Origin of the sequence: Nocardia sp. NPDC059177 (assembly GCF_042755165.1) — a bacterium.
Lineage (GTDB): Bacteria > Actinomycetota > Actinomycetes > Mycobacteriales > Mycobacteriaceae > Nocardia.
In genome coordinates this window covers 72,453-83,693 of the sequence record NZ_JBHZBX010000001.1, presented here as the reverse complement: position 1 = coordinate 83,693, position 11,241 = coordinate 72,453, and the positions used below count along the sequence as shown (strand labels likewise).

Sequence of the window (11,241 nt, the reverse complement as noted above, 5' to 3'; positions counted from 1 at the left end):
CGGATTCGAGTGCGCCGGCCACCGGGCGCCGGGTGATGACGCCGACCAGGTCCTAGCGTGGCAGGCGGGGGTAGGGGAGGTCGGTGCTGGTGTGTTCGGCTACCGCGAGCGGCCGCCCGATCTGCGGGAACGCGCGTTGCGGGCAGGACGGCCGCTCGCACACCTTGCAGCCCGCGCCGATCGGCACGGCCACCTGGGGATCGTCGAGCTGCACGCCCTGGGAGTACACCAGCCGGTCGGCGTACTCGATATCGCAGCCGAGCCCGATGACGAAGTTCTTCGACGCGCCGCCGAAGCCCTGCGGCGCGGACGGGGTGGTGCGCGCGATCCACAGGTAGCGGCGCCCGTCGGGCATCTCCGAGATCTGGGTGAGGATGCGGCCGGGATGGGCGAAGGCCTCGTGGGTGACCCACAGCGGGCAGCTGCCGCCGACCCGGGAGAAGTGGAAAGCGGTGGCGGACTGGCGTTTCGAGATATTGCCCGCCCGGTCGGTGCGGACCAGGAAGAACGGCACCCCGCGCTGGCCCTGGCGTTGCAGGGTGCTGAGCCGATGACAGACCGTCTCGAAACCGACCTCGAACCGCAGCGAGAGCAGGTCCACGTCGTAGCGCAATTCCTCGGCCGAGCGCAGGAACCGGCCGTAGGGCAGGATCAGCGCACCCGCGAAATAGTTGGCCAGCCCGACCCGGGCGAGGGTGCGTGATTCGCCGGTGAGCGCACGGGATTCGGCGAGCACATTGTCGATCTCGCGGCCGTAGAGCAGAAGTCCGAGGGTGGAGGCGATCTGGAAGGCCCGCTGACCCGGCCGCAGCCTGCGGGCCAGGGTGAGGGTGCGGGTGTCGGGGTCGTAGTGGCGTTTCGGGATGGCCGGGTCGGCGCCGTCGCCGCGGACCAGGACGGTGACCCCGGCCCGTTCCTCGGCGATTCTGGCCAGTTGCCGGTCCAGCGAGCCGATGCTCAGCCCGGATTCCTCGAACAGCTGCTCGGCGGCGTGGTCGAGGGTGGAGATGTGGTTGCGGTGGTCGTAGAAGAAATCGCGCACGTCCTCGTAGGGCATCGGGGTGCCCGGCGCGCCGCTCGGTGTGTCGACGCGCGAGGAGAGCAGGTCGAGCTGATCGGTGGCCGCGCGCAGCCGCCGGTGCATGGCGATGACGATGCGGGCCACCTCGGGCAGCCGGGTGGCCAGTTCCTCGACTTCGGTGATCGGCGCGGTGTCGCCGCCGCCCGCGGCCTCGACCAGGACCTCGTGCAGGTCCGAGACCAGCCGCGCGTCGGAATCGGCGGCGAAGAACTGCACGTCGAGATCGAAGGTCGAGTTCAGTTTCAGCAGAACGGGAATGGTCAGCGGCCGCTGATCGCGTTCGAGCTGGTTGAGATAGCTGGGTGAGAGATCCAGCGATTTGGCGAGTGCCGCTTGCGTCATCCGCCGTTCTTCGCGCAGCCGTCGTAGCCTGGCCCCCGCGTACATCTTCCGCACGTCGAAGATCCTAACTCCCGAGGTTTGCAATGTTCGCTGAAAGTGGCGATTACCTCGGGAGATGTCCAGTCCGGCAAGGGATATTCGCGTACCGCTACCGGTGCGTAACGTGCGAAGCGGGTGCGGCGCGTTTCGCACGCCCCCTCTTCTGCGTGCGAAACGCGCCTGCGCCCGCGGTCATCGTTGCGGGTGCAAGACTTCCACCCGCAACGATGTTTCACGAGGTTTGCCAGGTCAGCGCAGTGCCGCCGCCGCTGTCACCAGGTTGCGCAGCGACGCTTCGACCTCCACCGGTCCGCGGGTCTTCAGTCCGCAGTCGGGGTTGACCCAAAGCCGTTCGGCCGGAACGGCTTTCAACGCCGCGGCCAGCGAGGTGGTGATCTCCTCGACCGAGGGCACCCGGGGCGAGTGGATGTCGTAGACACCGGGACCGACGCCGAGTGCGAAACCGGCCGCGTTCAGGTCGTCGAGCACCTCCATGTGCGAGCGGGCCGCCTCGATCGAGGTGACATCGGCGTCCAGACCGGCGATGGCCGAGATGACCTCGCCGAACTCCGAGTAGCACAGGTGGGTGTGCACCTGGGTGGTGTCGGCCACACCAGCGGTCGACAACCGGAACGCGTCCACCGACCAGCGCAGGTAGGCGGGCTGGTCGGCCGCGCGCAGCGGCAGCAGCTCGCGCAGGGCGGGCTCGTCGACCTGGATGACGCGGGCGCCCTGGGCTTCCAGGTCGACGGTCTCGTCCCGGATGGCCAGCGCGACCTGGCGGGCCGACTCGCCCAGCGGCTGGTCGTCGCGCACGAACGACCACGCCAGGATGGTCACCGGCCCGGTGAGCATGCCCTTGACCGGCTTGGTGGTCAGCGACTGGGCGTAGCCGATCCACGACAGGGTCATCGGGTCCGGCCGCGAGACGTCACCGAACAGGATCGGCGGCCGCACGCAGCGGGTGCCGTAGGACTGCACCCAGCCGTTGTCGGTGGCGGCGAAGCCGTCGAGCAGTTCGGCGAAGTACTGCACCATGTCGTTGCGCTCGGGTTCGCCGTGCACCAGCACGTCCAGGCCGAGCTGCTCCTGCAAGGTGATCACCGCCGCGATCTCGGCCCGCATCCGGCGCACGTACTCGGCCTCGTCGATCTCGCCCTTGCGCAGCGCGGCGCGGGCCAGGCGAATCGCCGAGGTCTGCGGGTAGGAGCCGATGGTGGTGGTCGGCAGCAGCGGCAGGTCGAGGTGCTCGCGTTGCAGGGCGCGGCGCTCGTCGGCGGGCAGACGGTTCAGGTCGCTGTCGTCGAGGGCGGCCAGGCGGGCCCTGACCTGCTCGACGTGCAGGCGCGGATCGGTGCGCCGGGACTGCGCCGCGTCGCGCGCGGCGGCCAGCTCGGTGGCGACGGCGTCGGTGCCGGTGGTCAGGGCGGTGGCCAGCACGCGCACCTCGGCGACTTTCTCGGCACCGAAGGCCAGCCACGACCGCAGCCGCTCGTCGAGCCCGGTCTCGGGGGTCAGCGAGTACGGCACGTGCAGCAGCGACGACGAACTCGATACCGCGACCGAACCGGCGCTGCCGAGCAGGGTGCCCAGCGTGCTCAGGGCCGCGTCGAGGTCGGTGCGCCAGATGTTGCGGCCGTCGACGACACCCGCCACGAGCAGTTTGCTCGCCAGCGCGGGCAGCGAGGCGAGATCGGCGACCCGGGTGCCCGCGGTGAAGTCGACCGCCACGCCATCGATACCCGTGTCGGCCAGCGCGCCGAGGGCGGCATCGGGATGCCCGAAGTAGGTGGCGACCAGGATGGCCGGACGCCGCGGTACCGCCGAGAGCTGGGTGTAGGTGTCGCGCACGAGGGCGATCTCGGCGTCGGTCAGGTCGGTGACCAGAACTGGCTCATCGATCTGAACCCACTGCGCGCCGCCTTCGGCGAGCTGGATCAGCAGGTCGCCGTAGAGGGTGATCAGCTCGGGCAGCCGGTCCAGGGCCGCGCCGCCGGTGGATTTGGCCAGCTTCAGGAAGGTGATCGGGCCGACCACCACCGGGCGGGCGCTGACACCGAGCTCGATCGCCTCGGCCAGCTCGGCCAGCAGCTTGGTGGGATTCAGCGTGAAGACCGTCTCGGCATCGATCTCGGGGACGAGGTAGTGGTAGTTGGTGTCGAACCACTTGGTCATCTCCAGCGGAGCGACGGTGTCGGTGCCGCGCGCGGCGGCGAAGTACCGATCCAGCGGGTCGGCGATGCCGGCGACGCGCGGCGGCAGGGCACCGAGCAGCACCGCGGTGTCGAGGACCTGGTCGTAGTAGGAGAAGGTGCCGACGGGCACCGAGTCCAGGCCCGCCGCGCGCAGCGCGAGCAGCTGCGCGCGGCGCAGTTCCCGGCCGACGGTGTGCAGGTGGCCCGCGTCGGCGCGGCCGGCCCAGTAGGCCTCGGTGGCCCGCTTGAGCTCGCGGTTCGGGCCCACCCGGGGCAGGCCGAGAACCGTTGCGGTGAACGGGGTAGGGGAAACAGTCACGGAGCTTCTCCAGTGTCGTGCAGGGAGAGCCGACGCCTTTTTGCGGGCACGACACGACGACCGGACAGACCTCCCCGGCGCAGCCGGGACAGGTCGGTGAGGTGGTCCGCGCGCCCGATCCACGAGGCGGTGGCCGCCGGATACGGCGTATCCGGCACAGTCGGCAGGTCTTCGGACTCGCGGGCACCGGTCGTGCTCGACCGACCTACTGGCCGTCGCTTCCCAGGCATCGTGCCCAGTGCTGATGACAGCGTTCGTTCCTGCTCACCGCTGCGGGACAGTCCCGGATTCCCACCGGGTTCCCTCTCACCCGGCACGGAAGCTGTCCGTGCGAGTTTCGACGCCGGCGCGGGAGGTCGGGGCTCCGACTCTTCCACCGCGCAGGCGAACCAGCTGCCCGCCCAGCATAGGCCTGTGCGGGGACCGCAGCTACCACGGCCGTGCGCGCGGGGCCGTGACCTGCGGTTGCGCGCGGGTCGGCCGGGCCGCACCGCCTGGCGGTCCGCGCGGTGAGATGTGACGGCCGGATTACCGCAACTTCGCAGGTCGGCGGGCATGTGGTGTGAAGAATACGACGAACCCACCTTGCCTGTCCGGCCCCGGTCCGGGGCCGGGTACCGTAGGCCAATGTTCTCGAAAGTCTTGGTCGCCAATCGCGGCGAGATCGCCATCCGTGCCTTCCGCGCGGCCTACGAACTCGGCATCGGAACGGTCGCGGTGTTCCCGTACGAGGACCGCAATTCCGTGCACCGGCTGAAGGCAGCCGAGTCCTACCAGATCGGTGAGCAGGGCCATCCCGTTCGCGCCTACCTATCGATCGAGGCGATCGTCGAGGCGGCCAAGTCGGCCGGTGCCGACGCCATCTACCCCGGTTACGGTTTCCTGTCGGAGAATCCCGACCTGGCGGCGGCGTGTGCGCGTGAGGGAATCACCTTCATCGGCCCTTCGGCCGAGGTGCTCGAGATGGCAGGCAACAAGGCGACCGCGATCGAGGCGGCGCGCACCGCCGGGCTGCCGGTCTTGAAGTCGAGCGCGCCCTCGGCCGATATCGACGAGTTGCTCGCCGCGTCCGCCGAGCTCGAGTACCCGATCTTCGTCAAGGCTGTGGCCGGTGGTGGTGGTCGCGGTATGCGGCGGGTGGCCGCGCCCGAGCTGTTGCGTGAGTCGATCGAGGCGGCGTCGCGGGAGGCGGAGTCGGCGTTCGGTGATCCGACGGTGTTCCTCGAGCAGGCGGTGGTGAATCCGCGTCATATCGAGGTGCAGATCCTGGCTGATCAGCACGGCAATGTGATGCATCTGTTCGAGCGGGATTGTTCGGTGCAGCGGCGGCATCAGAAGGTGATCGAGCTGGCGCCTGCGCCGAATCTGGATCCCGCGCTGCGCGAACGCATCTGCGCCGATGCGGTGGCTTTCGCCCGCCAGATCGGTTACAGCTGTGCGGGCACGGTCGAGTTCCTGCTCGACGAGCGCGGTAATCATGTGTTCATCGAGATGAATCCGCGGATCCAGGTGGAGCACACGGTGACCGAGGAGATCACCGATGTGGATCTGGTGCAGGCGCAGTTGCGGATCGCGGCGGGGGAGTCCCTGTCCGATCTGGGTTTGAGTCAGGAGACGGTGTCGATTCGTGGTGCGGCGTTGCAGTGCCGGATCACCACCGAGGACCCGGCCAATGGTTTCCGGCCCGATACCGGGCGGATCACTGCCTATCGCACGCCGGGTGGTGCGGGTATCCGTCTGGATGGTGGGGCGAATCTGGGTGCCGAGATCGGTGCCTACTTCGACTCGATGCTGGTCAAGCTGACCTGTCGTGGTCGTGATCTGCCCGCTGCTGCCGCGCGTGCTCGTCGCGCGCTGGCCGAGTTCCGCATCCGTGGCGTCACGACCAATATCCCGTTCCTGCTGGCGGTGCTCGACGACCCCGATTTCCAGGCGGGCCGGGTGACCACCTCGTTCATCGATGAACGTCCGCAGCTGCTCACCTCGCGTGCCTCGGCTGACCGTGGCACCAAGATCCTGAGCTACCTGGCCGATGTGACGGTGAACAAGCCGCACGGTGAACGGCCGACCACGGTGTACCCGTATGACAAGCTGCCCGCGATCGACCTGACCCTGCCGCCGCCGGACGGTTCGCGTCAGCGTCTGCTCACTCTCGGGCCCGAGGGTTTCGCGCGGGCTCTGCGGGAACAGAAAGCGCTCGGTGTCACCGACACCACTTTCCGTGACGCGCATCAGTCGCTGCTGGCCACCCGTGTCCGCACCAACGGTTTGCTGGGTGTGGCCGGGCATGTCGCGCGGCTGACCCCGGAACTGCTCTCGATCGAGGCGTGGGGTGGCGCGACTTACGATGTGGCGCTGCGGTTCCTGCATGAAGACCCGTGGGAGCGGCTGGCCGCCCTGCGTGAGGCTGTGCCGAACATCTGCTTGCAGATGCTGTTGCGTGGCCGCAATACCGTCGGTTACACCCCGTATCCCGAACAGGTGACGCGCGCGTTCGTGTCCGAGGCCGCGACCACCGGTATCGATATCTTCCGGATCTTCGACGCGCTCAACAATGTCGACCAGATGCGTCCGGCGATCGATGCGGTGCGTGAAACCGGTACCGCTGTCGCGGAAGTCGCGTTGAGTTACACCGGTGACCTGCTCGATCCAGACGAGCAGCTCTACACCCTCGACTACTACCTGAAGCTGGCCGAGCAGATCGTCGACGCCGGCGCCCACGTGCTGGCGATCAAGGACATGGCCGGTCTGTTGCGTGCGCCGTCGGCGGCGAAGCTCGTCACCGCGCTGCGCAGCAATTTCGATCTGCCGGTGCATGTGCATACCCATGACACTCCGGGTGGTCAGCTGGCGACCTACCTGGCGGCGTGGCAGGCCGGTGCCGATGCCGTGGACGGTGCGTCGGCGGCGATGGCGGGTACCACCTCGCAGCCGGCGTTGTCGGCGATCGTCGCGGCTACCGCGCACACCGACCGTGACACCGGTCTGGATCTGCGGAATGTCTGCGATCTGGAGCCGTATTGGGAGGCGTTGCGGAAGGTGTACGCGCCGTTCGAGTCCGGGCTCCCGGCGCCCACCGGGCGGGTCTACACCCATGAGATTCCCGGTGGTCAGCTGTCGAATCTGCGTCAGCAGGCGATCGCGCTGGGTCTGGGTGACCGGTTCGAGGAGGTCGAAGCCAAGTACGCGGCCGCAGACCGGCTGCTCGGCCGTTTGATCAAGGTGACCCCGTCGTCGAAGGTGGTCGGTGACCTGGCTTTGGCGCTGGTGGGTTCCGGTGTCGGTATCGAGGACTTCGCCGCTGATCCCGGTCGTTACGACATCCCGGATTCGGTGATCGGGTTCCTGCGTGGGGAACTCGGTGAGCCGGCGGGTGGCTGGCCGGAGCCGTTCCGGAGCAAGGCGCTGGCTGGGCGCAACGAGCCCAAGCCCGAGATCCCGCTGACTGCGGCGGATCAGGCGGGTCTCGATGGTTCCTCGCTGGAGCGTCGCGAGACCCTCAACCGGTTGCTGTTCCCCGGACCGACCGCCGAGTTCCGTGCGCATCGGGACAAGTACGGCGACACCACCGGTCTGTCGGAGAACCAGTTCTTCTACGGTCTGCGCCGCGGTGAGGAACATCGGGTGCAGTTGGAGAAGGGTGTCACCCTGCTGATCGGCCTGGAGGCGATCTCGGAGCCGGACGAGAAGGGGATGCGCACGGTCATGTGCATCATGAACGGGCAGTTGCGCCCGATCGCGGTGCGGGACCGGTCGATCGCTTCGGAGGTGCCCGCGGCGGAGAAGGCCGACAAGAACAATCCGGGTCATATCGCGGCACCGTTCGCGGGTGTGGTGACTTTGGCGGTGGCCGAGGGCGACGAGATCCACGCCGGCGACACCATCGGCACCATCGAGGCCATGAAGATGGAAGCGGCGATCACCGCGCCGCGTGGTGGCGTGGTCGGTCGGATCGCGACCGCGAAGGTGCAGCAGGTCGAGGGCGGCGACCTGCTGGTGGAACTGGTCGCGCGCGAGTCGGAATGACCCGCATCGTCGCAGGAACGGCCGGCGGGCGGCGCCTGAAGGTGCCGCCCGCCGGGACCCGGCCCACCTCGGACCGGGTCCGTGAGGCGCTGTTCAGCGCCATCGACGCCCGCCTCGACCTCGACGGCGCCCGGGTACTCGACCTGTACGCCGGCTCGGGCGCACTGGGCCTGGAAGCACTCTCCCGCGGCGCCGCGCACGCGCTGCTGGTCGAATCCGACCGCAAGGCCGCCGCGGTGCTGCGCGCCAATATCGCCGAACTCGGCCTACCCGGCGCCGAACTGCGCCTCGCCCCGGTCGCCACCGTGCTCGCGCACCCCGCGCCCGCCGACTACGACGTGGTCCTCGCCGACCCGCCCTACGACGTGAGCACCGCCGATGTCACCACCGACCTGGCCGCCCTCGCCGCCAACGGCTGGCTGGCCCCCGAGGCACTGGTGATCGTCGAACGCTCCATCCGCTCACCCGAAATCGTCTGGCCCGCAGGCTATGCGCCACTGAAGACCCGCAAGTACGGAGAGACCAGAATCGAGCTCGCGGAATACGGTGCTAGCGTCTGAGCCATGGCTGCTGCACTGTGCCCCGGTTCCTTCGACCCGGTGACCAACGGTCACCTCGACGTGTTCACCCGCGCGGCCGCGCAGTTCGACGAGGTGATCGTCACGGTGCTGGTGAACCCCAAGAAACAGGGCATGTTCACCGTCGAGGAACGCATCGAACTGTTGCGCGACGCGGTCGGCCACTTGCCGAACGTGCGCGTCGCGTCGTGGCAGGGGCTCACCGTCGACTTCGCCAAGCAGGAGGGCGTCGGCGCGATCGTCAAGGGCATGCGCGACGCGGGCGACTTCGGCTACGAACTGCAAATGGCCCAGATGAACTACAAGCTCGCCGCCGTCGACACCTATTTCATCGCCACCAACCCGTCCCTGAGCTTCCTGTCCAGCTCCCTGGTGAAGGAAGTGGCCGCCCACGGCGGCGATGTCAGCGATATGCTCCCCCCGCTGGCGCACAAGCGCCTGCTCACAAAAATTGCCGAACGCAACGCCTGACCCCGTAAGAACATGGGTAACTCACCGGGTTACCCCGGATGGTAGATGTCGCTCAATGACGGCAAATGTCGCTCAATTCGTGCTGCAAAGCGTGCACACATGAACTCGATTCGGTGGGCCTGACCAGCGGGTTAGCCAGTTCTCCCTGGTCAGCTCACTAGCAAACGAACGGCACCGGCCCGGCGGGTGAATCCGCCGGGCCGTCGTTGTCGGTGCGGGTGCCTTGAGACCTGCTGTGATCCTCGGTCAGGCCGTGACGCCGAGCCGTCCCGCCAGGGCGCGCGATTGACGCTCGTTGAGCCGACCGCCGTTCGTGACCAGTTCGGCGACGAGCGAGCGCGCCAGCGGGTGGCACCGCATCGACTCCTCACTAACGGCGGTGCCGGTGCGCAGTGCGCCGAGCGTGCCGAGCCAGTCCCGCTGTTGTGCGTACGCGCGGGACAGCTCCAGCCACAACCGCGACCGGCGGTCGACCGACGGCACCGCGTCGGGGTCGACGACGCTCGCCGCGTCGAGCGCGCTCCCGGACTTGTGCAAGTCGACCTGTACCGACACCGCGCTGATTTCGGTGTTCGCGATGCCGAACAGCGTCCACGGGTGTGCCGATCCGGCGGGGAGCGCACGCGCCATCCCCATCGCCTGATCAATCCCTCGCAACGCGTCACCCTCCCGGCCGATCCGGGCGGCGGTGATCGCGCCGTGCAACTGGCAGGCACCCCAGAGCGCTTGTGCGTCCTGGTCGCCGTCCAGGTGAGGTTCGAGCAGCGCGACGGCGTCGGACGCGAGCCGGTAGGCGTCTTCCTCGCGGCCTGTCGAGCGCCAGACGTTGCCGAGTACCCACGACGCGGACGCGAGCGTCACCGGGTCGTCGGCGATCTCGGCGGCCGCCATGCAGCGGTCGGCGGCGAGCCACAACAGCGGGGCGTCGGCGACCCACGCAAGGACTTGCTCGGACAGGGCGTAGGCACCCGACAGAGCAGCGGCAGCGGCGCGGCGTTCCTGCCCGTCGAGGGTGCGCAGCGCGCGGCGGCCGTCACGGATGAGTTCGGGCAGCATCGCGCCCGCGTCGGCGCGCGGAGTCGCCGACGTGTGCCACAGACGCCAAGCGCGCTCGACCCGCGCGGCGAACTCGACAGTGTCGATCGGCGAGGGCGACGGGGTGAGGTCGACTCCCTCGATCGCCTCGCGGATGGCCGGAACTACGGGGTGTCCGGCACGGCGAGAGATGCCCACCAACAACTCGTGCTCCCCGGTGATCTCGGTCAGGTCCCGCACGCCGAGCGCCTGCCCGATCTTGAGCAGCATTTCAAGCCCCGGCGGGTGCTGTAGGCGGCCCTTCTCGATGTCGCGCAGCCAATCCTCGGACCGGCCGACGAGACCGGCGACGACGGCGCGGGTCCGGCCCGTGCGCGTGCGGATGTTCTGGATGCGCTCGCCTATAGCGCGGGCGGCGAGTTCGTCAGGAGTCGGCATCTGCGGCCTGCCTTCTTCGCGGGATGGGACCGCCTCGCGGATACCCCCGGCCCGTCGGCCGGGGGTGATGTCCTCCGCGAAGAGGTCACCCCAGGATAGGGCCGCTGGTGTGGTCTCACCAGGGAGTCAGGTGGGGGGAATCCCCCTACCTCGCACGGTGGTTCGTCGCTACCGGTTCGCTCGGTCCTCGGCGCGCAGGCTTTCACACAGCCCCACCGCCGGGGTATATCGGGCAACGATGCTCGGCACATCGGGCGTAGTGAGCTGCGTGGACGATGGCGAAAAGCTCTCCGGCGGTGGGCGCACACCCAATCGAACCCAGCACCATCAGGGGGACCCGTGACACTGCCCCAACGCACACCGAACACCAAGCACTCCGACCCGGTGACGATCGCACCACCCGAAGTGATCCGGCGTCTACTCGCCGCGCTCGATCAGTGGGAACCGAAGCGGCGGGCGTCATGAGCGGCGCGACACAACCCCGCCTAGACGAACTCACCGAGCGGGCCGCACTGCGGTCGATGGCGATCCGCCGGGCGCACGAACCGCCGTACGGGTGGGAGCTCTACAGTCCATTTCGGGTCGTCGTAACCGGGTCGCTCGATAACGCCGGCGATTGGCTCACAGCGGCCGAAGCGCGCGACGACCAACCGCATTCGATCCGCCTCGCGGGCGAGCGGGCCGACGGGTGATCGCGCTTGGGTTCGCGGTGGCGGT

7 protein-coding genes and 1 riboswitch are annotated in these 11,241 nt (G+C 68.7%); of the genes, 4 read left to right on the top strand and 3 right to left on the bottom strand.

Annotated features, from left to right (window positions below):
• Window positions 1–52: 52 nt before the first annotated feature.
• Window positions 53–1,477: a short-chain fatty acyl-CoA regulator family protein gene (locus ACFXK0_RS00385; RefSeq protein ID WP_379407453.1), complete on the bottom strand. Its 1,425-nt coding sequence runs from the start codon at window positions 1,475–1,477 to the stop codon at window positions 53–55.
• A gap of 234 nt (window positions 1,478–1,711) precedes the next feature.
• Window positions 1,712–3,976: a 5-methyltetrahydropteroyltriglutamate--homocysteine S-methyltransferase gene (gene metE / locus ACFXK0_RS00380; RefSeq protein WP_379407452.1), complete on the bottom strand. Its 2,265-nt coding sequence runs from the start codon at window positions 3,974–3,976 to the stop codon at window positions 1,712–1,714.
• Between the two features lie 144 nt (window positions 3,977–4,120).
• Window positions 4,121–4,318, bottom strand: a riboswitch (cobalamin riboswitch).
• Window positions 4,319–4,603: 285 nt separating this feature from the next.
• On the opposite strand from metE, the gene ACFXK0_RS00375 reads away from it, so the two are divergent.
• Genes ACFXK0_RS00375 through coaD form a run of 3 tightly spaced genes read left to right on the top strand, consistent with a single transcriptional unit; the run spans window position 4,604 to window position 9,051 of the window.
• Complete coding sequence (locus ACFXK0_RS00375; protein ID WP_379407451.1) at window positions 4,604–8,002, top strand: pyruvate carboxylase; 3,399 nt, start codon at window positions 4,604–4,606, stop codon at window positions 8,000–8,002.
• Entirely contained in the window at window positions 7,999–8,562 is a 564-nt protein-coding gene (gene rsmD / locus ACFXK0_RS00370) for a 16S rRNA (guanine(966)-N(2))-methyltransferase RsmD (RefSeq protein WP_379407449.1), read from the top strand. Before ACFXK0_RS00375 ends, rsmD begins: the two co-directional genes overlap by 4 nt.
• Before the next feature lie 3 nt (window positions 8,563–8,565).
• Window positions 8,566–9,051 (top strand): pantetheine-phosphate adenylyltransferase, encoded by a 486-nt coding sequence (gene coaD, locus ACFXK0_RS00365; RefSeq protein ID WP_379407448.1) that lies wholly within the window; start codon window positions 8,566–8,568, stop codon window positions 9,049–9,051.
• A gap of 246 nt (window positions 9,052–9,297) precedes the next feature.
• Here the strand turns inward: coaD and ACFXK0_RS00360 are convergent, their stop codons facing one another.
• Entirely contained in the window at window positions 9,298–10,524 is a 1,227-nt protein-coding gene (locus ACFXK0_RS00360) for a helix-turn-helix domain-containing protein (RefSeq protein WP_379407447.1), read from the bottom strand.
• A 437-nt stretch (window positions 10,525–10,961) separates the two neighbouring features.
• Here ACFXK0_RS00360 and ACFXK0_RS00355 point away from each other — a divergent pair, with 437 nt between their 5' ends.
• Window positions 10,962–11,216, top strand: a complete 255-nt coding sequence (locus ACFXK0_RS00355; protein ID WP_379407446.1) for a hypothetical protein — start codon at window positions 10,962–10,964, stop codon at window positions 11,214–11,216.
• The last annotated feature ends 25 nt before the right edge of the window (window positions 11,217–11,241 follow it).